At 66.5% G+C, this 26391-nt stretch carries 16 protein-coding genes and 5 pseudogenes; 7 read left to right on the top strand and 14 right to left on the bottom strand.

The genetic code is table 11. The features are described 5' to 3' along the window. Position 1: 1 nt before the first annotated feature. From FQS62_RS13555 to FQS62_RS13540, 4 genes are all read left to right on the top strand, one after another. On the top strand, positions 2-427 hold the full coding sequence (locus FQS62_RS13555) for a DoxX family protein (RefSeq protein ID WP_099589693.1): 426 nt from the start codon (positions 2-4) through the stop codon (positions 425-427). Positions 428-546: 119 nt separating this feature from the next. Continuing rightward, positions 547-2394, top strand: a complete 1848-nt coding sequence (locus FQS62_RS13550) for an amidohydrolase (RefSeq protein WP_208043289.1) — start codon at positions 547-549, stop codon at positions 2392-2394. Next, positions 2373-3656: an alginate export family protein gene (locus tag FQS62_RS13545; protein ID WP_099589691.1), complete on the top strand. Its 1284-nt coding sequence runs from the start codon at positions 2373-2375 to the stop codon at positions 3654-3656. Before FQS62_RS13550 ends, FQS62_RS13545 begins: the two co-directional genes overlap by 22 nt. Beyond that, positions 3650-5299, top strand: coding sequence for an MFS transporter (locus tag FQS62_RS13540; protein ID WP_049445859.1), 1650 nt, complete (start codon positions 3650-3652; stop codon positions 5297-5299). The genes FQS62_RS13545 and FQS62_RS13540 overlap by 7 nt, the downstream gene beginning before the upstream one ends. Positions 5300-5410: 111 nt before the next feature. Here FQS62_RS13540 and FQS62_RS13535 read toward each other — a convergent pair. Further along, positions 5411-6234, bottom strand: a pseudogene (locus FQS62_RS13535) (alpha/beta hydrolase). Positions 6235-6420: 186 nt separating this feature from the next. On the opposite strand from FQS62_RS13535, the gene FQS62_RS13530 reads away from it, so the two are divergent. After that, positions 6421-6807: a hypothetical protein gene (locus FQS62_RS13530; RefSeq protein ID WP_049448348.1), complete on the top strand. Its 387-nt coding sequence runs from the start codon at positions 6421-6423 to the stop codon at positions 6805-6807. 69 nt (positions 6808-6876) lie between these two features. Here the strand turns inward: FQS62_RS13530 and FQS62_RS13525 are convergent, their stop codons facing one another. From FQS62_RS13525 to FQS62_RS13465, 13 genes and pseudogenes are all read right to left on the bottom strand, one after another. Beyond that, complete coding sequence (locus tag FQS62_RS13525) at positions 6877-7590, bottom strand: DUF2968 domain-containing protein (RefSeq protein WP_049448349.1); 714 nt, start codon at positions 7588-7590, stop codon at positions 6877-6879. Between the two features lie 99 nt (positions 7591-7689). Next, the gene (locus FQS62_RS13520) at positions 7690-9840 is read right to left on the bottom strand and encodes a TadG family pilus assembly protein (RefSeq protein ID WP_049448350.1); all 2151 of its coding nucleotides are present in this window, start codon (positions 9838-9840) and stop codon (positions 7690-7692) included. Positions 9841-9848: 8 nt separating this feature from the next. Further along, positions 9849-10304 (bottom strand): DUF3613 domain-containing protein, encoded by a 456-nt coding sequence (locus FQS62_RS13515; protein ID WP_208043019.1) that lies wholly within the window; start codon positions 10302-10304, stop codon positions 9849-9851. Then, positions 10301-11173 (bottom strand): tetratricopeptide repeat protein, encoded by an 873-nt coding sequence (locus tag FQS62_RS13510; RefSeq protein WP_226053637.1) that lies wholly within the window; start codon positions 11171-11173, stop codon positions 10301-10303. Before FQS62_RS13510 ends, FQS62_RS13515 begins: the two co-directional genes overlap by 4 nt. Beyond that, complete coding sequence (locus tag FQS62_RS13505) at positions 11173-12111, bottom strand: type II secretion system F family protein (RefSeq protein WP_049448353.1); 939 nt, start codon at positions 12109-12111, stop codon at positions 11173-11175. The genes FQS62_RS13510 and FQS62_RS13505 overlap by 1 nt, the downstream gene beginning before the upstream one ends. 28 nt (positions 12112-12139) lie before the next feature. Beyond that, positions 12140-13096 carry a type II secretion system F family protein gene (locus FQS62_RS13500; protein ID WP_099589687.1) on the bottom strand — a complete coding sequence of 319 codons (957 nt, stop codon included), beginning with the start codon at positions 13094-13096 and terminating at the stop codon, positions 12140-12142. A 2-nt stretch (positions 13097-13098) separates the two neighbouring features. Further along, positions 13099-14448 (bottom strand): TadA family conjugal transfer-associated ATPase, encoded by a 1350-nt coding sequence (locus FQS62_RS13495; protein ID WP_049448358.1) that lies wholly within the window; start codon positions 14446-14448, stop codon positions 13099-13101. Beyond that, positions 14433-15689 carry a CpaE/TadZ family protein gene (locus FQS62_RS13490; RefSeq protein ID WP_208043018.1) on the bottom strand — a complete coding sequence of 419 codons (1257 nt, stop codon included), beginning with the start codon at positions 15687-15689 and terminating at the stop codon, positions 14433-14435. Before FQS62_RS13490 ends, FQS62_RS13495 begins: the two co-directional genes overlap by 16 nt. Before the next feature lie 27 nt (positions 15690-15716). Then, positions 15717-17074 (bottom strand): annotated as a pseudogene (locus tag FQS62_RS13485) (type II and III secretion system protein family protein). A 17-nt stretch (positions 17075-17091) separates the two neighbouring features. Next, positions 17092-18125: pseudogene (gene cpaB / locus FQS62_RS13480) on the bottom strand (Flp pilus assembly protein CpaB). A gap of 23 nt (positions 18126-18148) precedes the next feature. Further along, the gene (locus FQS62_RS13475) at positions 18149-18625 is read right to left on the bottom strand and encodes a TadE/TadG family type IV pilus assembly protein (protein WP_099589684.1); all 477 of its coding nucleotides are present in this window, start codon (positions 18623-18625) and stop codon (positions 18149-18151) included. After that, positions 18622-19168, bottom strand: a pseudogene (locus tag FQS62_RS13470) (A24 family peptidase). The gene FQS62_RS13475 and the pseudogene FQS62_RS13470 overlap by 4 nt, the downstream one beginning before the upstream one ends. A 67-nt stretch (positions 19169-19235) precedes the next feature. After that, positions 19236-19427 (bottom strand): Flp family type IVb pilin, encoded by a 192-nt coding sequence (locus tag FQS62_RS13465; RefSeq protein WP_099589683.1) that lies wholly within the window; start codon positions 19425-19427, stop codon positions 19236-19238. A 695-nt stretch (positions 19428-20122) separates the two neighbouring features. On the opposite strand from FQS62_RS13465, the gene FQS62_RS13460 reads away from it, so the two are divergent. Both FQS62_RS13460 and FQS62_RS13455 read left to right on the top strand, forming a co-directional pair. Beyond that, complete coding sequence (locus tag FQS62_RS13460; protein WP_099589682.1) at positions 20123-21103, top strand: helix-turn-helix domain-containing protein; 981 nt, start codon at positions 20123-20125, stop codon at positions 21101-21103. A gap of 235 nt (positions 21104-21338) precedes the next feature. After that, a pseudogene (locus FQS62_RS13455) lies at positions 21339-26335 on the top strand (YadA-like family protein). Positions 26336-26391 lie beyond the last annotated feature (56 nt).

Here is a 26391-nt window from a genome sequence, read left to right as displayed (position 1 = left end):
TATGGTGGCCAGCCATGGCCTCGACCTGGCCCTGCTGATGCTGCGCGTGGCGGCAGGAGGCTTCCTGCTGCCGCACGCGCTGGGCAAGCTGTTCGGCTGGTTTGGTGGGCCTGGGCTGTCCGGCTTCGCTACCGAGCTGCGTGCCTTCGGGCTGCCAGCAGTGGCACCGCTGCCGCTGTTGCTGGCCTTGCTGCAGGTGCTGTCCGGGCTGGCCGTGCTGCTGGGATGGCAGACCCGTATCGCCGCACTTGCGGCGGCCGCCTTCATCGGCTTCACCGTCCTGTTGGCCCTGCCCAAGGGCTGGTTCTGGATGCGCGGCGGCAGCGAGTACCCGTTGATGTGGACCACGGTGCTGCTGGCCCTCGCACTGGCCGGGCCGGGTGCCTGGGCGCTGGACGGCCAACGCTTTCCGGGAGATTTCGCATGAGTCACGATCCCCTCGACCACGGCCGCCGCAACGTGGTGCTGGCCAGTGGTGCCGCTGTTGCGCTCGGTCTGGCCGGCCGCGCCGCTGCCGCACTCGATTCCACTTCCAAGGAGCGTCGCATGAGCACGCTGGTCATCCGCAATGCCCGCATCACCACCCTCGACCCGCAGCAGCCGCATGCGCAGGCGCTGGCTGTGCAGGAAGGACGCATCGTCGCCGTCGGCAGCGACGAGGAGATCATGCGCGGCTGGGGCAATGAAGCGACCCTGATCGACGCCCAGGGCAGGCGCCTGCTGCCCGGCCTCAACGACAGCCATACCCACCTGATCCGTGGTGGCCTGAACTACAACCTGGAGTTGCGATGGGACGGGCTGCGTTCGCTGGGCGACGCTCTGGACATGTTGAAGGCCCAGGTCGACCGCACGCCCGCACCGCAGTGGGTACGCGTGGTGGGTGGCTTCACTGCCGCGCAGTTCAACGAGAAGCGCCTGCCGACGCTGCAGGAGCTCAACGACATCGCGCCGGATACGCCGGTGTTCCTGCTGCACCTGTACGACCGCGCGCTGCTCAACCGTGCCGCGCTGCGCGCGTGCGGCTACAGCAAGGACACGCCGGATCCGCCGGGCGGGCAGATCGTGCGTGATTCGCTGGGCAACCCCACCGGGCTGCTGCTGGCCAAGCCCAATGCGCTGATCCTGTATGCCACGCTGGCCAAGGGCCCACGCCTGCCGATCAAGTACCAGGCCAACTCGACGCGCCACTTCATGCGCGAACTGAACCGGCTCGGCATCACCTCGGTGATCGACGCTGGCGGCGGCTTCCAGAACTACCCCGAGGACTACCAGGTCATCGAGCAGCTGCACCGCGATGACCAGCTGACAGTGCGCATCGCCTACAACCTGTTCACCCAGAACAAGGGCAAGGAGGTGGATGACTTCCGTGGCTGGAGCGAGATCCTGCAGCCGCGCCAGGGCGACGACCTGCTGCGCCACAACGGTGCCGGCGAGATGCTGGTGTTCTCGGCGGCCGATTTCGAGCTGTTCAACGAGCCACGTCCGGAGCTGCCGCCGGAGCTTGAGCCCGAACTGCATGACGTGGTGAAGCTGCTGGTGGAGAAGCGCTGGCCGTTTCGCATCCACGCAACGTATGACGAGAGCATCACCCGCATCCTCGATGTCTACGAACAGGTCAACCGCGAGGTGCCGTTCGATGGCCTGCACTGGTTCATCGACCACGCCGAAACCATCACCCCGCGCAACATCGAACGTATCCGCGCGCTGGGTGGTGGCATCGCCGTACAACACCGCATGGCCTACCAGGGCGAGGCTTTCGTCGAGCGCTATGGCGTGCAGGCCGCGCGGCATACGCCGCCGGTCAAACGCATGCTGGCCGAAGGCGTGCCGGTCGGTGCCGGTACCGATGCCACCCGCGTAGCCAGCTACAACCCCTGGGTGGCATTGTCCTGGCTGGTGACCGGGCGCACCGTGGGCGGGCTGGCCCTGTATGGCGATGAGAACCTGCTCGAACGCGAGCAGGCGCTGCGCCTGTGGACCCAGGGCAGCGCCTGGTTCTCCGGCGACGAAGCGGTGAAGGGCACGCTGCGGAAGGGCCAGCTGGCTGATTTCATCCTGCTCTCGTCCGATTTCTTCCGTGTCGATGACGCGCAGATTGCCGACATCACCAGCCTGCTGACCGTCGTCGGCGGCCGCATCGTGCATGCCGACGGCGACTACGCCGGGCTGGCGCCGCAGCTGCCGCCAGCGATGCCGGACTGGTCGCCGGTCAACCGGTTCGGTGGCTACCACGTCGGCGGTGCCGCCACCGGGTTGGCCGCCGCCCATCGCCACCATCACGGCGTGGCCTGCAGTACGCACGGCGCTCATGGTCATGCCGCACGGCATGCGGCGCCCACCGATGACCTGACCGCATTCTGGGGCGCGATGGGATGTTCGTGCTTCGCGTTCTGAGCCTGGCGCTGCTGGCCGCGCCATCGCTGGCGCTGGCCTGCGAGGGGGGCCGCTGCAGTGATGCTGGCAACGGCCAGCTGCAACTGGACGCCTCGCTGCGCCTGCGTGGCCTGTACTACGACCCGACCCGGTTCGGCATCGGCAGCAGTGAAGATGGCTACGGCCTGCTGCGCGCGCTGGCCTCGGCCACCTATGCGGAGGACAGCTGGCAGGCGAAGCTGCAGCTGGGCGTGCATGCCGAGAATGGCAAGGCAGGTGGAGCCGGCCGCACCGACCGCGGCGCGCTGGATGTGCAGCAGGCGTACTGGCGCTGGCAGCGCAGCGGCTTCCACCTGCAACTCGGTCGGCAGGAAGCCGGCTACGGAAGCTCGCGGCTGTTGTCGGTGCGCGATGGGCCGAACATCCGCCTGGCCTTCGACGGTGCGCGCCTGGGCTGGAAAGGCCGCCTCGGCACGTTGGATCTGATGGCACTGCGACCGGTGGAGAACCGGCCGGGTGCCTTTGATGATCGCGGCGAACACGGTGCCCACCTGTGGGGTGCCTATGCCACCACGGCACGCGGGCAGGGCGCGGGACAGTGGGATCTGTATCTGCTGGACTACCGCCGCGAAGGCGCACGCTTCGCGGCAGGTTCCGGCACCGAGCGGCGGCAGACCGTGGGTGCACGCTGGTTCGGCCAGGCCGGTGCACTGGACTGGAACAGCGAGCTGGTGGCGCAGGGCGGTGAACTGCGAACGGCCATCGGCACGCTCGATATCCGCGCCTGGACGCTGGCCACCGATACGGGGTGGCGCTGGACGGACCTGCCGTTGCAACCGCGGTTGGGGCTGAAGGCGGACATCGCCAGTGGCGATGGCAATCCGCGAGACGGCCGCCTGGGAACCTTCAATGCGCTGTTCCCGAAATCGGCCTACTTCAGCGAGGCCAGCCTGCTGGCCCCGGCCAACCTGATGGACCTCCAGCCAACCTTGACCCTGCGTCTGCACGACACGGTGACGACGGAGCTGGGCGTACAGATCGCCTGGAAGCATCGTCGCGCCGATGCGGTCTACGCCACGCCGGCACCGCTGGTGGCGTTGCCGGGCAGCGCCGGTGGCGCGCGCCGCATCGGTAATCAGTACAAATCCGAAACCCGCTGGCAGGCCAGCGAACACTGGCAATGGCAGCTGCAGCTGGCCTGGGTCGATGCGGGTCCTGCGCTGAAGCAGGCCGGCGGCCAGGACACGCTGTTCGCCTCGATCGTTGGAGCATGGCAATGGTGAACGCAACCGCGTCGCAACCCCCCGCACAGGCCGCAGGTGCCTGGTCCCCGCTGAAGATCCAGATGTTCCGTTCGATCTGGCTGGCAATCCTGGCCAGTAACATCGGCACCTGGGTCAATGACGTGGCCGCCGCCTGGGTGATGGCCGAACGTACCGGTTCGCCGTTGATGGTGGCCTTGGTGCAGTCGGCCACCACCGTGCCGATCGTACTGCTGGCGCTGGCCGCCGGAACGCTGGCCGACATCGTCGATCGCCGCAGGTACCTGTTGGCGACCCAGGCCTGGATGCTGCTGGTCGCCGCCGTGATGGCGACGTTGACCGCGCTGGACATGCTGACGCCGCAGCTGCTGGTGCTGCTGACCTTCTGCATGGGTTGCGGTGCGGCGATGGCGATGCCGGCACAGGCCGCGATCGTGTCCGAACTGGTGCCGCAGCCGATGCTGGCCTCAGCGGTGGCGCTGAACTCGATCGGCATCAACATCGCGCGCTCGATCGGCCCGGCCATCGGCGGCGTGATCGTCGCCCAGCTCGGTGCGGTCTGGGCGTTCGGCTTCAACGCCATCACCTTTGCCGCAATGCTGTTCGTGGTGTGGGGTTGGAAGCGTGACCCGAAGCAGTCGAGTCTGCCGCCGGAGGGCTTCGGTGCTGGACTGAAAGCGGGCCTGCGCTACGCCAGCCGTGCGGGACGCCTGCAGGCGGTGCTGATCAAGTCGGTGGGCTTCTTCTTCTTTGCTGCGGCGATGAACGCGTTGCTGCCGGTGGTGGTGCGCGGCCAGATGCACGGCGGGGCGGGGCAGTACGGCATGCTGCTGGGCTGCATCGGTATCGGTGCAGTGGGCGGGGCCTTGCTGCTGCCGAAGCTGCGCGCGCAATTGGATCGCGACCTGCTGGTGCTGCTGGCCACGCTGTCACTGGCGCTGAGCCTGGTCGGGCTGGCACTGACCCGCAGCTGGTACGTGCTGCCATTGGTGATGCTGATCAACGGTTTTGCCTGGATCACCGTGCTGTCGTCGCTGCAGATTGCGGCGCAGACAGCAGTGCCTGCCTGGGTACGCGCGCGTGCGCTGGCGCTGTACATCATGGTGTTCTCCGCCGGCATGGCGGCCGGTGGCCTGAGCTGGGGCGCGCTGGCACAGCGTACCTCGCCGGAACTGGCGCTGCTGGTGGCTGCCGCAGGTGCGGTGATCGGCGGGCTGCTGGTATGGCGCGTGCGCATCGCCGGTACCGAAGACCTGAACCTGAGCCCGGCCGGGCACTGGCCGGCGCCCGAGCTGTCGGTGCCGGTGTCGAACGACCGCGGCCCGGTACTGGTCACCCTCGAGTACCGCATCGATGATGCTGATCGCGCCGCGTTCCAGACGCAGATGCGCGCGCTGGGCGCGATCCGTCGCCGCGATGGCGCGGTGGTCTGGGGTGTGGTCGAGGATGTGGCCAGCCCGGGCATCCACCTGGAGTATTTCGTGACCCCGTCGTGGCTGGAGCACCTGCGCCAGCACGAGCGCATCACCGCCGATGACAAGGCGATCCAGGAAGTACTGCGGGAACTGCATCGCGGTGAGCGCGCACCGGTTGTACGCCACTTCGTGGGTGGGCATGACCCGCTGCCGAAGACCGGGGTCCCGCACCACCACAGTGATATCTGAAAAAAAGGGGACGGAGGGGATTAAGTCGTTTGTGCACAAAGACTTAATCCCCTCCGTCCCCTTTCTGCGACCGAAGGAGCGGCGGCACCATTACGATGCCGCCGCGGCACATCAACTGCGTGCGAACGCCAGCAGGTCGGCGTTGAACTGGTCGGCGTGGGTGATGGTCAGGCCGTGCGGCGCACCGGGGTACACCTTCAACTCGGCGTCCTTGATGATCTGCGAAGACAGCTTGGCCGAGGCATCGAACGGCACGATCTGGTCGTCATCACCGTGCACGACCAAAGCCGGCACATCGATCTTCTTCAGGTCCTCGGTGTAATCCACTTCCGAGAACTCGTGCACGCAGTCGTACTGACCCTTGACGCCACCGAGCATGCCCTGCAGCCAGAACGCATCACGCATGCCCTGGGTAACGGTGTTGCCGTCGCGGTTGGCACCGAAGAACGGCGTGGTCAGGTCCTTGAAGAACTGCGAACGATCGCCACCGGTGCCCTTGCGGATGCCATCGAAGACTTCCAAGGGGGTGCCGGCCGGGTTGGCATCGGTCTTCAGCATCAGCGGCGGCACGGCGCCGACCAGCACCACCTTGGCCACGCGCTGGCTGCCATGGCGACCAATGTAGTGGGCCACTTCGCCGCCACCGGTGGAATGGCCGACCAGGATCGCGTCCTTCAGGTCCAGCGTCTCGATCACCGCGGCCAGGTCATCGGCGTAGGTGTCCATGTTGTTGCCGTCCCAGGTCTGGCTGGAGCGGCCATGGCTGCGACGGTCGTGGGCGATTACGCGGAAGCCGTTCTGGCCCATGAACAGCATCTGCGGGTCCCAGGCATCGGACGACAGCGGCCAGCCGTGGGCGAACACGATCGGCTGGCCGGTACCCCAATCCTTGTAGAAGATGCGGGCGCGTCGGCGACGGTGACGAAGTTGCTCATTGCAGGTTCCTTGGCGGAAGGGAGGGAAGGCGCTGGCAGTCATGCCGGTGCCTCCGGCAGTACAGCGCAGCGCCAGGCCGACGACTTGCACGGCTGTGCTGGATTGCACCAGATGTGACGCGTATCGCTCTGGCAGGAAGCCGTTCCGGCATCGAGGATGGCGGCAGCCCTGTCGAGGAGCCTGTAATGTCGAATGCGTGTTGGCGCTTGTTGTGGTGCCTGCTGCTGGCCACGGGGGCGCATGCTCAGACCAACGTCTACAAATGCGTGGACGGGCCGCATCCGGTCTATCAGCAGACGCCGTGCCAGGGGCGTGCGGAATGGCGTTGGGAGGTGCCGGCGGAACCGCCCTCAACAGGTGCGACGGCGGCCAAGGCGGCGAGCCCGACCCCAAGACGTGCGCGCGTGGTGCAGCAGGGGCGTGCGCGGGCTGCGCTGATACCCATCAGCACGGATCCCACCGCCTGTGAGCGTGCGCGGCAGCAACGCGGGAAGGTCCTCGCCAGGGCCAAACGCCTGGACTTCGTACAGCGGCGGCAGCTGGATGACGCGGTGTACGACGCGTGCCGCTGAATCCGGGAGTGCCAGAAGCGACAACGGCGCCCAAGGGCGCCGTTGTCAGCAGATGCCAGGTGCTGGATCTCAGCGACCGTCGCTGGCCGACGCCGGTGCCGGCGAGGGCACGCTGTCCGGCTTGGGCAGGCTCAGCTCCGGGTTGCCCTGTTCGGCCTGCAGGATCTGGATGCGGCGCTGCAGGGAATCCAGCTGGCTGTTGGTGCTCTGCACATCGCTGCTCAGGCTGACCGCCTGCTGCTGGGCCTGCTGCAGGGCAGCACTGACCTGGGCCGACTGTGCCTGCTGCTGTTCCATTTCCTGCTGCAGGGTGCGCAGGCGTTCCTCGTTGTAGGCCACCAGGCGCTCGGTATAGCGCTTGCCGGCTTCCAGGCGCGTGGTGTCGATGTAGACCTGGGCCAACTGCTCGGACTGCTGCGCGAAGGTGCGGTAGACACGCTCGGCGTTGTCGACGGCGTCGGTCTTGATCACCCGCCAGAAGTTCTTCTCCTGGAACAGGGCGACGTAGTAGGTCAGGGTGTTGGCATTGAACAGCAGGCTGGCGCCGTAGTTGCCGTTGTAGGTGGTGCGCAGCTCGGTCAGCTGGCGCGCATCCATCAGCTGCTTGAGCTCATCAACGGTGTTGCGCACCACCGGTGCGGTGCGCGCGGCCGGCTCTGCGGCTGCTTCGCGATCGCCACGGGCAGCCATCGCCGCCGGTGCCACCAGCATCATGGCCACGGCCAGCAGTGCCGCGCCGCGCGCGTGCCGGGCGAAGACCGCGCCCCCTGAAGTTTCTCGCATGTCTAGACCATCCACGGATGAGTGTGGGTTGAGATGAAGGTGGTTCCCCGCCGGGAGTCTAGCATGCGCGCGGGCGCCGCCAAGGGCGCCGGTCACGGGTCAGTAGACCAGCTGCGCCGCGCTGCACTGGATCGACTGCACGTTGACATCGGTGCGGCCCAGCTCCAGGCCCAGCACGCTGGCCAGCAGGTTGGTCAGCAGGGTGCCGACGCTGTTGAGGACCGGACGCAAAGCGGACAGGATCGGCTTGAGCAGCGTGCACAGCAGGCCACTGCAGGTGACGCTGCCGTCGGGGTTGGTGACGCCCGTTCCCCCCGCACCATCGAGGAAGCCGGCCGGTGCGGTCTGGATGTACGACGCCAGGTTGTTGCGCACACAGCCGTTGTAGTCGATCAAGTTGCCGAGCAGGCTGTCGCAGCGGTTGATCAGCAGGCCGCCGACCAGCGATCCGAGCAGGCCGTCGAGCAAGCCCAGCCCCTGTCCGGTGACGGTCGTCCTGTAGCCGGTCCACACCGAACCGTCTTCCCAACAGGTGGTCAGGCCCAGCAGGCAGGGCTTGGGCACGCCATTCTTCACCGTCCAGTTGCCCAGCGGCGCGAGGTTCCGTGCCGGGTCACCATCACGTAGCAACGGGATGACCTGATCGACGTTGTAGCGCCCGCCACTGGGAAAGGCCGCCAGTAGATAACGGTCGGCCAGGGCCTTGGCCGTGTCGTTGGCGCTCATGCCCTGCTTGGGTGAACTGAGCATGCCTGACAGCACGCGCAGCAGTTCATTGACCAGATCCGACACCGCGTTGCCTACTGCCAGCGGGTTGATCCGGGTCGATGCGGTCTCGCCGGCGGCCAGCGTCAGGTTCTGCGAGCTGGTCAGGGCGGGCAGGGTGATCTTGTCATTGATCAAGGGTTGCCCGAGCAGTTTCAGCAACTGCTCGTTCTTCAGGGTGGCGTCGCAGACATTGTTCTTGGAGAAGCGTTGCGCCGGGTCGACATTGCCGACACACGCGCGCAGCACCGACGAATCGACCTGGATGGTGGCCTTGGGTGGACTGGCGCCGCACTGGATACCGGTCAGCGTACCCATCGCGTTGGCGACATCGACATGCAGCGGCAGATGCAGGCGCGTGCCGAGCAGATTCAGCAGCGGCCCAAGTGCGAACAGATTATTGCTGTCCACGTCCACCAGCAGGCGCACCTGGGCGTTGTACGCGCGCGTGCCGACGCCACCGATGGCGATCGAGGGCGGCTCCACCACGCCGGCCTGGATGTTGATCCCCAGCAGGTCCAGCCCCTTCACCGCAACGCCATTGCCGTCATTGGCGATGGAAATGGCGGTGCTGATCAGGTTGAGCACGTTGACCTTGGTTTCCAGTGCGCTGCCGACCGTGCCATCCGGCGAAACGACCTCGGCGAACAGACCGCCACCCCCGGACTGGCTGCCCAGCACGATGTTGAGCTTGTTGATGTCCAACTGGGTGGCGACCAGATCGGACAGGGCGCGCAGCTGCACGCCGACGGTGGTATCGCGACCGACCACGGTGGCGGTGGCATCGACCAGCTGTGCCAGTGAGATCTTGTTGACCGACAGCAGGCGGTTGAAGTCGGCCACGCTGAGATTGGCGGTGACCGGGATGTTGAGCGCCTTGAGCAGGCCCGACGGGGTGATGTTGGCCTGGGCCAGACCGTCATAGGAGAGCACGGTCGCATTGGTGACATCCAGGCCGATCATGCGCAGTGTCGACAGCAGCACCGAGTTGCCGTTGGTGCGCAGCAGCTGCGAGCCCACCGCGAACACTGCCGTGGGCTCCGACCGGCGGGCAACAGCCTGTGCGCTGACGGTCGGCAGGCTGGTGTTCTGGCCGAAGAAGGGAAGCACACTGCGCTCGGCGACAACCTGTACTGCATTGCGCGGGTTGGCGGCATCGACGGTGGTGACGAAGCGGTTCGCGGTGGCGCGTGTGGCGCTCCAGTTGCCGCAGTGGATCTGCAGGCTCCCTGCAAACCTGTTCTGGGTGAGTGCGCTCTGCCGGGCAGCACTGTTGTCGCTGTTGTCCGAGGTGCACAACTCCAGTCGCTGCGCGCCGGCCAGAGCGGCCAGGTCGGCAACCTTCTGCGCATCGCGCTTGGCCCAGAACAGATAGCCGATTTCAATCAGGCCCAGCATCGCCAGCAACGCCAGCATGACCAGCATCATGGTGACCGACATGCCGCCGCGTGCGCGGCTGAAACTGAACTGGCGTGGGCGTTTCATGGCCTACCTCAGCGTCCGGATGAGGATGTTCCCTTGGACTTGGCGACATCGGCTTCAAAGAAGTCCGGGATCTCGTGTTCGAAACTCTTGATGTAGCGGGCATAGCTCAACGTGGCCTGGTCGCCAAGGATCGGCAGGCGCTGCCCGGCCTGCTGCCCCGAAGCCTGCAGGCGGAACAGGCCACGGGTGGTATCGCCGATCTGGCTGCGTACAGGGCGGACCGCCGGTGTGGTGGCATCAGTGGCGGCGATCGCCGCCGGCATCGCGGCGGGTGCCGGCGGTGCAGGTGTGGACAGATCCACGGTGGGCAGCGGCTCGGACTGCAACGGCCGTGAGGCCGGTGCGGGGCCGCTGCCGCCGAGCATCTGCCCGGTCAACGGCTGTTGCTGCGCCTGCGCGACGCCTGCAATCAACAGGCAGGCCAGCACAGGCAGCAGGCCTCGGGTCAGGGGCATCGCGGTCATGGTGTGTTCCCGTTCGGGTGATCGGAGGTGCTGAAGCGTTCCAGCATCGAAGGCGGCAGGCGCTGCGGGTCGCGCTCGTCGCGGGTCTCGCGACGCGGCTCGACGGCCAGCCGTGCAGCGCTGGCCGCGGGAGCAGCGACGGGTGCGGCAGGCGCGGGGGCGGCCACTGCTGCAGATGCCTGTCGTTGCTGCAGGCGGGTGCGGATCTGTGCGGCCTGCTGCTGGATGCTGCGAAGGGTGTCCTCGTTGAGGCTGGCCTGCTGCGCCAGGCGCTGGGCGGTGGCGGTGTCACCGCGCAACACGGCCCACAGGGCGAGGTTGGCCGTGGCCTTGGCGTTGCCCGGGGACAGCTCCAAGGCCTTGGCCAGCGGCTCACGTGCCTGATCGAACTGTCCGGCACGCAGGCGTGCGTAGCCGAGGTCTCCCAGATAGTCGGTATTCAAGGGCTGCAGCTGCGTGGCCCGCGCCAGTGCCTGTTCACTGCCTGCATCGTCATCACGGCGTGCGGCGATCAGGCCCAGGCCGTGCGCGGCGGCCGCCGCCTGTGGGCCGCTGGAAAGATCACGGTACAGGGCGATGGCCGCATCGGCCTGCCCGGTCTCGCGCAGCGCGTCGGCCTGCAGCAGACGCAGCGCCGGTGGATCGCCGTAGCGTTGGCGGAAGGCATCCACATGCGCCAGCGAGGCATACCAGGCACCCTGCAGCTGCATGCGCGCGATCAGCTCCAGGTAGGCATTGCGGCTGTCCTGCGGTGCCGGCTCGGGTGCGGCCAGGGTGGGCGCGCGCAGGTACTTCGGCGTGGTTGACGCGCAGCCGCTGGCGACGGCGGCGAGGGCAAGCAGCAGGCAGGAGGTGCGCAGGGCAGGCATCAGGGCGATCCCATCTTGGACATGGTGGTGGCCAGCGCGACCAGCGCCGGGCCGGCAAGGACCAGCATCAGCGCTGGCAGCAGGGTCAGCATCATCACCACGGTCATCTTCACCGAGAGCTTGCCGACCTTTTCCTTCAGGGTGTTACGGCGCTGTTCGCGCAGCCGGATGCTGAACTGCCGTAGCGGTTCCTGCACCGCGCCGCCATGTGCGTGCACCTGCAGGATCAACTGCATCAGGCTGGTCAGGTCATCGTAGGCATAGACTTCGCTCAAGCGCCGCAGCGACTGCGCGCGGGTGCGGCCGTGGGTGTAGGCGACGTTGGCCTCCTGCAGTTCGCCACCGAGGACCGGCAGTGCATCGCGCAGCTTGTCGCCCAGCGTCTGCAGGCTCTGGTCCATGCTGAAGCCCACGCCCTGCAGCAGGCGCAGCAGATCGATCAGCAGGGGCAATTCGTTCTCGACAGCGCGCCTGCGTCGCTTCACCCAGGCGGACAGGATGAACTTGGGCAGCAGCAGGCCGGCAGCCAGCGCGCCGATGATCACCATGATCCTGGCCAGCCCTGTGACGCTGCTGAATGTCAGCACCAGGGCCAGTACCAGCACGGCCAGCAGCAGGCGCAGGCCGAGGTAGATGGCTGTGCCGCGGCGGGTGTTCCAGCCGGCCAGGTCCAGCAGCAGCCGGTCTTCATTGGTCAGCAACGCGGCCTCGAGGCGACCGCCGCTGAGCGCCCGGCCGAAACGCTCCAGCCAGCCCAGAGAGTCGCGCTGCGGCGCTGTTTCGCTGTCACGGGCGTCCTCCCGCGGTTGCAGGGCCGTCTTCAATGTGGCTGACGTGCGGTGCTCACGATGGCTGCGTACCCAGCCGCCGATACCGAGCAGGGCGACACCGGCGGCCAGCACCAGCAGGGAGAGGGCGAACCACGCGCTGGCGCTCATCGGTCGTCTCCGCAGGGGCGGGGGTGGTTCATAGCGACTTGGCCAGGCGATACAGCAGGAAGCCACCGACAAGCTCCAGGCCCAGTGCAATCAGCAGGATCTTGTGGCCGAGCGGGTCATGCAGCACCGGCTGGAAGAAGTCCGGGCTGGCGATCGCCATCAGCACAGCGCAGGCCGGTGGCAGCAAGCCGAGGACCCAGGCCGACATGCGGGTCTCGGAGGTGGTCGCGGCCAGTTCCTGCTGGGCTTGTTCCAGGTCGCGCATGAAATCACCCATGCGCTGCAGGATCTGGTCGGAGCGGCCACCGATGCGCACGCTGACGCCGATCACCACCGACAGTACTTTCAGTACGTCCATCCGGTAGGGCTGTGCGGCCAGTGCCAGCGCCCTGTCCAGGTCCATCCCGCTGCGCGCGTAGCGTACCGTGGTATCCAGCAGCCCGCGCAGCGGCGCGCTGGTCTGCATCGACGCGACCTGGAACGCCGCCTGCAGGCTGTTGCCCAGTGCGGTCAGCCGTACCAGGTTGTCCAGGAAGTCGGGAAGCATATGCAGCAGCTGGGCGCGCAGTTTCGAGGTGCGCCGCATCACCCACAGCCAGCAGCCCAGCAGGTACAGCAGCAAGGTCAGCGGGAACATCCATGCGGTGCCGAGCCGCAGCATCGCTACGACCGAAAGCACCAGTCCAGGCACCAGCAGCATGATCGGAAGCTTCCAGCCGGTCTGCAGGCCCGCACGCTGCAGCAGGCCATCCAGCGGCAGCACACGGCGTGCACCGCTGGCCGTTCGCGCCGGATCGTTGGCAGCGGCGATGGATGGCCCGGCAGGTGCGCCACTGCCTGCACTTCCACGTGCGAGCTGCTGCTCGGCATGCTGCAGCGATGCCTGACGTTGTTCGCGGCTGCTGGCCGTACCCCACAGCCAGACCGCCAGCGCCAGCAGCACCGAGATGATGCTCAACACGCCCAGCAGCAGGCCGGTGCCCATGTTCAGAAGTCTCCGTACAGCGACTCGCGCAGCTGCTGGCGGAACGGCTCCAGTTTGTGCGAGTGCGGATGGAAGCCCAGCCCGATCCAGCGATCGGTCTCTTTGCCATTGCCGTCGATCTGCAGCTCGTGGCGGAACATTTCCTGGGTGGTGATCAGGTTGTCGCTGACGCCGGTGATCTCGGTGATCGAAACCAATACACGACGGCCGCTGCCCAATCGAGAGATCTGCACGATGAAATCGATGGCACTGGCGATCTGCCGGCGCAGGCTGTCTTCGCTGCCCTGGAAGCCGGCGAAGCCGGCCAGCATCTCGATGCGGTACAGGCAGTCGCGCGGCGAGTTGGCATGGATGGTGGCCATCGATCCGTCATGGCCGGTGTTCATCGCCTGCAGCATTTCCAGCACCTCGGCACCGCGTACCTCGCCGACCACGATGCGGTCCGGGCGCATGCGCAGGCTGTTGCGGACCAGGTCGCGGATGCTGACCGCACCCTGGCCTTCGGCACCGCCGATGCGGCTCTCGAGCCGCACCACGTGCGGATGGTTGAGCGACAGTTCGGCCGTGTCCTCGACGGTGATCACGCGCTCATTCGGGGGCACGTAGCTGGCCAGTGCATTGAGCAGGGAGGTTTTGCCGGAGCTGGTGCCACCGGAGACCAGGATGTTGCAGCGGCCCAGCACCATCGCCTTCAGCAGTGCCTGCATCGGTGCGTCGAAGGTGCCCTTGGCCAGCAGCTCGTCAGGCGTGAACGGATCCTTGCGGAACTTGCGGATGGACACCATCGGTCCGTCCACCGCCAGCGGCGAGATGATCGCGTTGAGGCGGCCGCCGTTGGGCAGGCGCGCGTCAACCATCGGATTGGAGTCATCCAGGCGACGCCCGAGCGGGGCCAGGATGCGGCGCAGGATGCGCAGCAGGTGGGTATCGTCGGTGAAGCGTTGGGTCGCGCGCTTGAGCTGGCCGCCCTGCGAGACATGCACGTCCCTGAAGCCATTGATCAGGATGTCTTCGATGGACGGATCGTGCAGCAGGTCGTCGAGCGGGCCGAAGCCGGTCAGTTCCTTGACCAGACCTTCGGCAACCACCTGCATCTCCTCCTCGTTGATCGGGATTCGCCATTCCTGGATGAATCCCACGGTCTGCACCTGAACCCATCGGGCGATGGTGTCCGGTGCCCAGGAGTCGATGTCGATGCGCTCGTCCTCGATGCTGTTGAGCAAGTGCTCATGCGCTGCCGACAGCACCTTCTGGTACTGCTCGGTCTGCGCGAACGGCACGTGCGCCGGCGCGGTGTCGGGCAGCACCGGGCGGGTGGCGGCATGCGGGAACGGGGTTACCTTGTCTTCCATTGCGATCCACCCAGGGCAAGGGAGAGTCTTTCCCGCAGTCCCTGTGCCTGGACCGGGCAGGCGGCCGGATCCAGGCGCGAGACGAGCGGGGTGAGGGCACGCAGGTATGGGTCGCGCGGTGCATCCTGCAACAGCAGGTGGCCCTGGCTGGCAGCGAGGCGCACACGCGGACGTTCGGGCAGCGTGGCCAGCAGCGGTACTTCGAAGCGGCGCGCGATCTGTTCGGGGCTCATGCCGCTGCTGTCGTCGTGGCGGTTGATCACCAGCTGCAGGCGCTTCTCGCGCTCGCGTTGACCGGCCAGATGCTTCAGGGCCTGATCGAGCGACACCAGCGTGGCGATCGACGCGTCGATGACCAGCCAGATTTCGTCCGCCTGGTCCAGCAGCAGCGGTGGCAGCTGCCGCAACGGACAGCCACCGGCATCACACAGCACGCTGGCAAACACGCCGCGCAGGCGCTGCAGCAATGCGCCGGGATCGGACGGTGGCACCGCATCGCTGCCGCTGGCGCGGTCCAGCAGCACCAGCCCCGAATCGTGGCGTGCCATTGCGGTGCGGGCGAGGGTGGCATCGATGCGGCTGGCATTGCGCAGCGCGTCTTCGTAGTGGAAACGGCTGTCCAGGTTGAGGTACAGCGCCAGATCGCCGGAGGGCTGCGCCAGCTCCATCAGCAGGCCGTCCTGGTGCAGCGCTTCGCCCTGGGCGAGTGCGCGTGTCTGTTGTGCCAGCACCGACAGGTGTGCGGCCAGGGTACTGGTGCCGACGCCGGCGCGGACGCCCAGCAGTACGATCAAGCGTGCCTTGTGCGCATGTTGTGCGGCGGCGGCTGGCCGTGGCGACAGCGCCCGGCGCAGCGCTGCTTCGATGCCGGTATTGTCGCTGTCCAGGTCCAGCACATCACGCAGTCCCACGCGCAGGGCCATCACCACGCCTTCCACCTGACCGGGACTGGTGGCGCCGACCGCAACCAGCATCAGATCCGGCTCGGTCTGCTGCAGCTGCTGCGCAAGCACGCTTGACGCGGCCGCATGCTCTGGGCGGAAATCGAGCAGCACCAGGCTCTGCGGTCCGCGTTGCAGGTCCTGCGCGGAGGTCGGCGCACTGCTGTCCTGCCAGTGCAGGGTGGTGGTCGGCGGCAGCTTGGCCGCCAGCCGGGGCAGCAGTTCGCGATCCATTCCGTACAGGACCAGGTTCATCGGTGGACCTTGCGGATGCAGCGGCTGAGCGGTGGCGTAGGGCATGGGCGTGGTATCGCAGGCATCATGGAGTCAGCGCGAGAAACCGGGTACCGGGTCCTGGCTGATCGGGCCAAGCAGCCACGCGCCCCATTCGGGGAGGTTCGGCTTGGCCTCGCGGTCGCCAGGCAGCGGCAGCTCGGTATTGCGTGCCAACGGCTGCACCAGCCGTGGCGTAACGATGATCACCAGCTCCTTGTCCTGGCGCTTGTAGTCGAAGTTGCGGAAGAATGAGCCGATGATCGGCAGGTCGCCCAGCAGGGGGATCTTGCCGACGTTGGAGACGACGTTCGAGCTGACCAGGCCGCCGATCACGAAGCTCTCGCCGTCGCCGAGTTCGACCGTGGTGTCGGCGCGGCGGGTGGTGATCGAGGGAATCTGCACGCCGTTGAGCGCGATGGCATTGCTGTAGTCCAGATCGCTGCTTCCGGCGCCACCTTCAGCGCGATGCGGTTGGGCGACAACACCGTCGGGGTCACGGTCAGGCCGATGCCGAATGGTTTGTAGGTAATGGTGGTGGTGCCAAGTCCCTGTGGCTCCAGGATGGGCAGCTCGCCACCGGCCAGGAAGCTGGCGCTCTGACCGGACAGCGCAACCAAGGTGGGTTCGGCCAGCACGCGGGCCATGCCGTTGCTCTGCAGCAGGTCCACGTCGGCGTTCCACAGTCCCTTGGTCGAGCCGAACACCAGGCGGAACGCAGACGAGATGGGCGACTCGGCTTCATTGCCGGAGTTGCCCTCCTTCATGCCTGGCAGGATGCCGGTATTGCCCGGCAGCTGGCCGCCAGGCCGCGCGAAACCATAGGCGAAGCTGCCATTTCGGTTCTGGAAGCTGATGCCGATCTGCTTCAGCGCGGTCTTGTTGAACTCGACCACCTTGACCTCGACCTGGACCACGCCGCCGCTGTTGACGGTGGAGGCATCGGCGAGCATGCCGTCCTTGCCCAGCGCCATGGCAGCGGGCTTCTGCTCCTGCATGTGCGACAGTACACTGTCGGTGCTCCCCTGCAGCAGGCCCTGGTTGTCCTGCTGGGTGAACACCAGCCCGTTCGCCCCTGCATCGGCGGCGCCCTGTACCGCACTCTGTACCCGTACCTGCAGGCGCTGTGGCTCGGTCTGCTTGCGATGCCAGAGCAGCAACGTGGTCGTGCCCGGAGCCTTGCCGACCAGCAGCGCCTGGCGCTGGCCGCGCAGCATCACGATATCGGCTACGCCCGGATCGGCAATGGCGACCCGCTCCAGATCGCCCGGCAGGGTCCAGGGGCGCTGCTCACGTGCCTGCAGTACCAGGTCGTCGGCAGCCACGCTCGTCGCCGGTGCCAGCAGCACCAGCAGCAGGGCCAGCCAGCGCTGGCGGGGGGACGGACGTGGACAGTGGCGACGTTCGGTCATGGATGCGCTCGATGCAGTCATAGGGAACCACGGGGAGCGGAGCCGTCACCGCGGATGATCTCGATACCCGGCGCGCGTGGCGCGCTGCGTCGCGGCGCCGCGCGCGGGCGGGCGCTTCCGGGTAGTTGCGGGCGGGCGTGCTGCTGCGACCGGCCAGTGCATCGCCGTCGATGCCGGCGAACGCGTGATTTTCTGGCCGTTGCAGCGCAAGTTGCTGTTCTGCATCCAGGCCACGCAGCGGATCGATCACCCCGCGTGCCTGCGGGAACAGCGCCAGATCGGGCTGGCCGGAATCGGCAGGGTTGCGCAGGGCCAGGAACAGCTTGCCCTGCTGCGCACCCAGCAGCAGGCGGTTGGCATCGGCCACCGGTACCGCCAGTACCGCGCTGCGTGCGGGCTGGGTGGTCTCGCTGCCCGTGCTCTGGTTGCTGCTACCGGTGATGTCGGCGGCGCGTGGATCGTTGCGGGTGTCGGCCTCACTGCTGGCTACCGCAGCATCGCTGGCTGGGGCAATGTCCTGCTGGCCATAGCTGAGCACTCTCAGGCGTGACAGCAACAGGCGGGTCTGCGCGGCTTCGCCTGGGCTGTTGACGTTAGGCTGGGCATTGCGAAGGTTGAGGAACACGTCGACGAAGTCACCCGGCAGGATGCGGTTGCCGGCACCCACCAGCTCGTCGACCGGTACGGCCAGCGCACGTTCGCCCGCGCGCAGCTGCAGCGAGAAGCCCTGTGCGAGACTGCCGGCACTGATCGCCGTGCCTTCAGCGATATCCTGCACCGGCACCTTGCCGACGACCGCGGACATGCTGGTGGCGGCACCGGCAACCGGCGTGCTTCGCTGTGCAAGGCGCACACCATTGGCGCTGATCGGTTCGCCGGCCGGCAGGCGCGCCACGGCTTCGACCACGGTGATTGCCTGGGCCTCGCTGTGCGCAACAGGGGCAACCGAGGCAGGCGCTGCCGACCTGCGTCCGATCATCAAGGCAACCACGGCCAGCAGCACGGCCAGCCCGATCAGGGCGACGGCGGCGATGCGGGTCAACTTGAGCATGGAACCGTCTCCTTGAGTGTTCGTCAGTTGCCGCTGCCGAGGTCGAGCTGGGCGACGGCGACGCTGCGGATGGGAGCCTTCATCACCCACTTGTAGAGCGTGGCGGTGCCGGGCAGGAAGGGGTGGCTGGCATAGTCGTAGCTGACCGTCACGGTGATGCACTGGACCGTGGCGAGGCCGGCACAGGGCGCCTGCGCGGATACCGTGACGGCGTTGCTTCCCCCATTGCTGCAGTCGACGGGCTGACCCGAGAAGTTCAGCAGCCACTGCATCGAACCACGCGCGGCAACACAGGCCGCTGTACGGCGTTCATTGGCAGTGCCGTAGCGCAGCGATGCGCGAGCACCCTCGGCCGAGGCGGTTGCCAGCGTCTGCTGGGCCGCCATGATCATCACGCCGGAGAAAGTGAACAGCAGTAGTGGCAGCAGGCCCAGCATCAGCATCAGTGCGAATTCAATGCTGACCACGCCCCGTTGCAGCCTTGGACGATGGATGTTCATGTCAGGCCTCCGTACGTACTGAAGAGGATCCAACCGATGGCTGCCATTGCCAGGTAGGCCGCGTAGGGAATGCCTTGGCGTCCCTGGCGAGCGCTTTGCATCCCGCGCAGCGCCGGGTGTGAATGCCATTGCGAACTCGCCCGGATCATCTGGGCCTGCAGGCCAATGGGCAGTACTGGACCCAGCCGGCGCGACACCAGCACCACCGCTGCATGTACCCCCGCTGCGATGCTGGCCGCGATCCAGATCGGCAGCAGCGCCTGCCAGCCAAGCATCAATCCCAGTGCCGAAAAAAAATTTCACATCGCCGGCGCCCATCCAGCGCAGCGTATAGAAGGGCAGCAATGCGACCAGGCCGAGCGCCGCGCCGGCAACGTGGGAAATCCACGGCAGGCGCGGCGCACTGAACTGGCCGGCGATGAGCAGGGCAACGGTGATCGCGCATGCAGACAGCAGCCAGGCATTGGGCACCCGACGGGCGTACAGATCGCTGATCGCGATCCGCAGGCACACACCGATGGCCAACAATCCCAGCAGTGTCATCACACACTCCATCGTCCGTCAGTGGACGGTCAGCAGTTGCTGTCCCTGATCCAACCTGGGACGCGGCTTACGCAGGCGCGGTGCCTGAGGCCTTGTTGGCAAGCTTGGTGAGATTCTCGAAGAGCGTGCTGAAGAACGTCTGGATCTGCGTGCTGCCCAGCGCGATCAGGACGCCGGCAATCACCGCGGCCAGCAACCCGTACTCAAGGGCGGTTACGCCGTCTTCTTCCTTCAGGAACTTGCGGATCGATGCGTTCATGACCTTTGTCTCCCTCAACCTGTCTGCTACAGGACACCTGTTGGGCGGTGGCCCGGCTCCGCCGGGATCGTCCGTGGGCCTCCGCGCATCCTGGCGGAGGAGGCACGGCGGGATGGACCCGCTGTGCTCAAGCAGGGTGATCGTTTCCAGGCGGGACGTCGTTCGCGCAATGACGACCCCGCGGCCAAGGGCCGGTGGTCGAAACATCGAGCGATACGTGCATGGTCATGCAGTCCCCCTGGGTGAGGCCATTGCTGGATGGCCGGATCACCGTGTTATCGACTTTGCCTGAATGGCGGCCAGCTGCAACCGGAACCTATATGCAAATTCGGCAGAAAGTCGTTGGGCCTTAAAACTTCAGTCCGTTTCTGTGACGAAAATCCGTTCCCTGGCAAAACGATTCATCGACGTGCAGATAATGTGATTCCAGATTCCTGCGCATGCGAAAACCGTGCCGTGGGCGACAACTTTACGTTCACGTCTGTATCCATCCTGTTCCGGGAGCGAGGGATGTTTATCCTCGTAAATTATCGGGCATACTCGCATTCAAGTATTCGTGTTTCTTTATGGGGCGAGCACGTTGTTGGCGGCATCGCTCGCCCCGGAGATGGAAGCAATTCCATGATGGGTGCGTGCCCTGTCAGGCAGTGGGGGTCGCATCGCACGACGGATATAAACGGGGGGACGACACTGTCATGGTCGATGGTGGGGTAGGAGACAGCGACGAAAGCGGCCTGCGGTCGATCGACCTGGCGACGCTGAGCGGCGTACTTCGTGTGTGCGATGTCGAACTGCTTCTGCTCGATGGCAACGGGCCCCGGGCGGCCTTCGCTTCGCGCGTGCATGAAGAGGCTTTGTTCTGCAGCATCAGCTGTGGATTCCATTGTCGTGGCCGTTTCATGCTGCCGCCGGACTGGGCGATGCTGGGCTACCTGCATGCAACGGATGAAACGCTGAGTTGGTGCCACGGAGTACCGCTTACCACCGGCATGGCGTTGACGGTGATGCCGGAAGGCATCAGCGAGTTCACGCTGAGTCCGGGTACGCACATGACGCTGATGCTGGTGCCGGTTGCGCGGGTGCAGCGAAAACTGACCGAGTTGAGCCTTCGCAGTACGCCGCCGGCAGGCCAGGCGTTGTCGTTGTTCAATCTCGCCAGCGAGACCGCTCCTCTTGCACAGCATTACCAGCAACTGCACGTGCAACTGGGGCAGGGGGCGAGCCTGCAACCGGAAGAAACCGAGAAGCTGCTGCACGAGCACGTGCAGGCCCTGCTCGGTGCCGGTGCAGCCGATCGGCCTGGATGCAGTCGTGCACGGCGCACCCATTATCTGATCGCGCAGCGGGCAGAGAATTTCATGCGGCTCAATCTGCGCCGCAATATCTATATGAATGAGATCTGCGATGCGGCTGGCGTCAGTGAGCGTGGGCTGCGCTACGCCTTCGAGGATCTGTTCGGCACCTCGCCCAACCGTTACCTGTCCATGCTGCGCCTGTGCGCAGCCTGCCGGAGCCTGTCGATGGCCGATTCCAGCCGTCGCTCGGTCAAGGCCATTGCCCTCAGCTGTGGGTTGTGGGACCTGTCGCGTTTCGCCGACAACTACCGCAAGGTGTTCGGTGAACTCCCGCGCGACACGCTCATGCGCGCGCCTGCGCAGATCGGCCAGCCGGCCTGAGCCAAGCGCTACAAGGGTTTCCCGATCGTTTCTGCCGGAATTGCATATCCGCTTGCCGATATGGTTGCCGCTTCTGCATAACCGGCTGCCGATTCCGACCGTGGATTTGCCGGAATGCGCGATTGCCGTGCCGGAATGAAGTGCGCAGCCGCCGTTGCAAACGCTGAAATGTCAGTCACCTGCCTAACGGCAAGTCCACTGACATTCAAGTTGTTCGCCTACGGGGGAAATGCTCATGAACCGCATCTACCGGCGTGTATGGAACCGCCAGCTCAATGCTCTGGTTGTGGCCTCGGAACTGGCCACCGGCGACAGCGGCGGCAGCGCTGCCCGTGATCCGCGCAGTGCCCTGCTGATGCCCACCGCCTTGGCCCTGGCCCTGCTGTGTGCGCTGGCCAGCGGGCATGCAGGAGCGTCCGAATCCAATCAGTCCCTGCGTGACCTGCAGGCGCTCGCGGCCAAGTACGCGCAGCCGATGCCGGTCAAGGTTGATGCTGAAGTGGCATTGGCGGCCGCCTCGCGTCAGGCGCAGAGCACAACGGCAATCAGCGCTGATGCGCGTGTCGGCCTGCAACTGAGTACGAACGCGCTGCCTGTGGTGCGCGACGTGCTGCCGGCGACGGTGCAGGTGAAGCTGGATGCGAACACCGCGCCGAAGCAGGTCGCCGTTCCGGCGCTGGCGGCCGATGTCCGGGCCAATGTCGGGCTGGGTCATGCAGCGTCCAATGTGGCGAAGATTGATGCATCGCTGGCGGCCAACGTTGCACCGTCTGCGCACGGGCCGCTTGGTGTGGCTGCGGATGCGCAGGCGAAGGCCAGGGTTGGCGTCGCCGGTACCCAGGTGGCCTCGATCGATACCGGTGCCAAGGCGGCTGTCGCTGTTGCCGGCGCGTCCGCTGGCTCGCTGCCTGGCCTCAAGGCGTCGGTTGACGGCAAGGTGGATTCGCAGCTCAAGCTGGCGGGCCACCAGATCGACGGTCAGGGACAGGTCAAGGCGACGGCAGCGGTCACGCTGCCGGCCAAGGAGGAGCTGCCGGGCGAGACCCACGATCGTGCGATCACCGCAGCCTTCGATACCGGTGTTGCCGGCAAAGTGCGCGTGCAGGCGCCGGATGGCCAGGAAGTCGTGGCCGACCGCAATCTGAAGCTGGCCGGCCAAGCGACCGCGGCAGCGCAGAACAGCGCGCTGGGCGTCGGTGGCCTGGTGGGCGGCGTTGTCGGCGCGGCAGGTGGCGCCGTGGGTGGCGTGCTTGATGGCACCGTAGGCAACACGGTTGGTGCGGTCGGCGGCGCCTTGCACGGCACGGTTGGAACGGTAGGTGGCGCAGTGGGCAGCACGCTCAATGGCGCCGTGGGTACGGTTGGTGGAGCCGTAGGCGGTGCGCTCAACGGCACGGTCGGCTCGGTCGGCAGCACAGTCGGCGGCGCGCTCAACGGTGCGGTCGGCACGGTGGGTGCAGTTGGCGGTACCGTGGGTGGTGCGCTGGACGGCACGGTCGGTTCGGTTGGTAGTGCTGTCGGCGGCACGCTCAACAATACAGTGGGTGCGGTGGGCAACACCGTCGGCGGTGTACTCAATGGCGCTACCGGAGGCAGCACGGGCGGCCTGGGTGGCCTGTTGGGCAACACGCTCGGCAGCGTCGGCGGCGCCGTGGGCAACCTGCTCAACGGCAACCTCAACGGTACCATCGGCAATCTGGGCAGCGCCGTGGGTGGCCTGGTCGGTGGCACACTGAGCGGCCTCGGCCTGACCAAGCCCTCGGCGATTCCGCCGACCAGCCCGAAGGCGCCGGCTCCGGCCGATCCGAATGCGGGGTTGATCATCGGCACTGGCGGCCTGGTCGGCAATGTCGGGCAGCTGATCGGCCCGACCACCACCAGCCTGTTCGGTGGCAACGGCTACCTGAGCAACGGTAACCTCAAGCTCAGCAACGCCAACGTGATGCAGACCTACTCGACGGTCAATGTGCTGGGCCTGCCGGTGGTCAACCTGTCGCCAGTCGGCAGCACCCTCAACGGGCTGGGCGGTGCCGCTACCGGTGGCAGCTCGCACCTGACCCTGATCGGTGGCGTCACCTCCGACAGCTACATCTACAACATCAACAACGGCAATCCGGGTGGCCTGCTGGGCCTGTTGCTGCCGAAGGACTCGCCGGCGTGGGCCGCCAAGTGCCTCGATATCGCCCTTGCAGACATCTCGTGCTGGGCGGTCAATGCCGCGCAGGACTACCAGGTGCTGATGGGGGACGGCGCTTCGCCAACGGTTCGAAGGAAGTGGTGATCGGTGCCAATGCACGGCATGAACTGCCGAAGGTCGATGCCAACGTCGCCTTCCCGGGTGATGGGGTCAACGACCCGAGCAACCCGACCGGTGTACCGACCGCCGACTATGCCGCGCGCATGGGCCATTCGGTGATCGTCGGCGACAGTGCCGTCGGTACCGCAAACGGCCAGACCCTGCTCGGTGCTGAAGCCACCTCCAACCAGGCCAACTCGGTCGCACTGGGCTACCGCTCGGCCGCACTGCGCGGCGCGCAGGCCAGCTACAGTGCTTACGGCCTGACTGCACCGCAGGTCTCCGCCGGTGAAGTGTCGGTGGGCACCGCAGGTGGTGGCGAGCGCCAGATCACCAATGTTGCTGCCGGTAGTGCCAATACCGATGCAGTCAACGTGGTCCAGCTGAAGGGCGCGATCAGCCTCATCAACGATGTGGCGGCTGCAGCGGTGACCTACGACCTGGATGGTGCAGGTAATCCGAACTATCGTCGCGTCACGCTCGGCGCCGGCACCGGCACCACCACCATCGGCAACCTGGCCGGCGGCGCGGTCACCGCAGGCAGCCTGGAAGCGGTCAACGGTGGCCAGCTGGCTGCGACCAACGCCGCCATCGCCAGCTTCTTCGGTGGCCGCGCCGCGTTTGATCCGGCCAGTGGTGCCTTCACCGCGCCGCTGTTCGAGATCAGCACCATCTCCACCGGCGGCGCCATCGCCAAGGGCCTGTATGACAACGCTACCGATGCCTTCGCCGCGGTCGACGGCTCGCTGGTCAACCTCAACACGCAGATCACCGACATCCGTAACGGTGGCACCAAGTACCTGCGGGTGAACTCGACCGGTACCGAGGCGCTGGCCACTGGCACCGACTCGATTGCAGTCGGCACCAATGCCCGTGCCACCGCTGCCAACAGCATTGCGGTTGGTGCCGGCAGCCTGGCCGATCGTGCCAACAGCGTGTCCATCGGTGCCGCCGGTGCCGAGCGTCAGGTCACCAACATGGCCGCGGGTACGGCCGCCACCGATGCGGTCAACGTCGGCCAGCTGCAGGCATCGGAACAGGGTGCACTGCGCTATGACCTCAACGGCGATGGCAGCGTCAACTACGCCAGTGCCACGCTGGGCCAGAGCGGCACCGCCACCACGCTGCGCAACCTGGGCCCGGGCCAGGTGAGTGCCACCAGCAGCGAGGCCATCAATGGTGCCCAGCTGTTCGCGGCCAACCAGGCAGTGGCCACCCATCTCGGCGGTGGCGCAGCAGTCAACGCCAGTGGCGTACTGACCGCACCGACCTACTCGATCAACAACGTTGCCGCCAACGGCACCGTCAGCAAGGGCAGCTACAACGACGTCGGTACCGCTTTCGATGCCGTCAGCAACTCGCTGGCCAACGTCGCTGACCAGACCGGCGAGATCGACAAGCTGGCCGTGAAGTACGACGTCGATGGCAGCGGCAACGTGCTCAACAGAGTGACGCTGACGGGTACCGGCACCGGCGCGGTGAAGATCACCAACGTGGCCGCCGGCAGCATCCTGGCCGGCAGCAGCGATGCCATCACCGGCGACCAGCTGTTCAACACGAACAGCACCATCGCCAACTACTTCGGTGGCACCACCGCCTACAACGGCACCACCAACGTGTGGACCGCGCCGAAGTTCAGCATCTCCAGCATCGCCACCGATGGCACCTTCACCAGCGGCGACTACAACAACGTCACCGCCGCCTTCACTGCGGTGGACGGCTCGCTGAAGGTCCTCAACCAGCGCATCACCAACGGTGGCGGTGGAAGTGCCTACCTGGCGGTGAACTCGACGGCGGCCGCAGCCACCGCGGCTGGTGCGGAAGCGGTGGCGGTCGGCCCGCAGGCAAGTGCAGCCGGTGCCAACAGTGTGGCGGTCGGCAACGGTGCCAGCAGCAGTGCCGGCAACAGCGTGGCGCTGGGTGCCGGTTCAGTGGCCAGTGTCGGCGCACAGAGCGGCTACACCGGTGCCTATGGCCAGACCGGCGCCAGCAACTCGGCAGGTGAAGTCTCGGTCGGCAGCAGCGGCAGCGAGCGCAAGATCACCCACGTTGCCGATGGCTCCGACACCTATGACGCAACCAATGTTGGTCAGCTGAAGAATGGCGTGAACTACGCCATCGACGAGTCGAAGAAGTACACCGACCAGAAGATCCAGAACATCACCAACGTGGCCGGCAGCTTCCGTGCCAACAACACCAACAACCTGGCCGATCCGTCCGCCAGTGGTGCCAACTCGGCCGCCGGTGGTGCAGGCTCCACCGCAGCCGGTGCCAACTCGACCGCGCTGGGCAATGGTTCGCAGGCGCAGGCCGACAACTCGGTGGCGCTGGGTGCGGGTTCGGTGGCGAACCGGGCCAACACGGTCTCGGTCGGTGCCGCCGGTGCCGAACGCCAGGTGGTCAACGTGGCCGACGGCTCGCAGGCCACCGACGCGGTCAACGTGCGCCAGCTGCAGGCCTCGCAGCAGGGTACGATCCGCTATGACACCACTACCAACGGTGCCACCAACTACAACAGTGTCACCCTCGGCAGCACCAGCAGCGGTCCGACCACGGTGCGCAACGTCGCCGCCGGCACCGCCGGTACCGACGCAGTCAACGTGGACCAGTTGAAGTCGGGCATGGCGCAGACCCTGGACTGGTCCAAGGCCTACACCGACGAGCGCATGGGCGGCTTCGAGCGTGACCTGCGCAAGACCGACAACCGCGCCTCGGCCGGTATCGCTTCGGCGATGGCCACCGCAGCCCTGCCGCAGCCCAGCGAAGCGGGCCGCAGCATGGCCTCGGTCGCCGCCGGCAGCTACAACGGCGAGTCTGGCGTGGCGGTCGGTATCTCCGGTGTCTCAGAGGGTGGCCGCTGGATCTACAAGTTCAGCGGTTCGACCAACAGCCGTGGCGAGGCCGGTGTGGCCGTCGGTGCCGGTATCCAGTGGTGATCGCCGTCGCCGGGCCGCAACCGCGGCCCGGCAGCGCGGAAACGTCCATAGGGGGA

The sequence above is a fragment of the Stenotrophomonas sp. SBJS02 genome, from assembly GCF_020428325.2.
Lineage (GTDB): Bacteria > Pseudomonadota > Gammaproteobacteria > Xanthomonadales > Xanthomonadaceae > Stenotrophomonas > Stenotrophomonas africana.
This window is presented reverse-complemented; position numbering and strand designations above follow the sequence as displayed.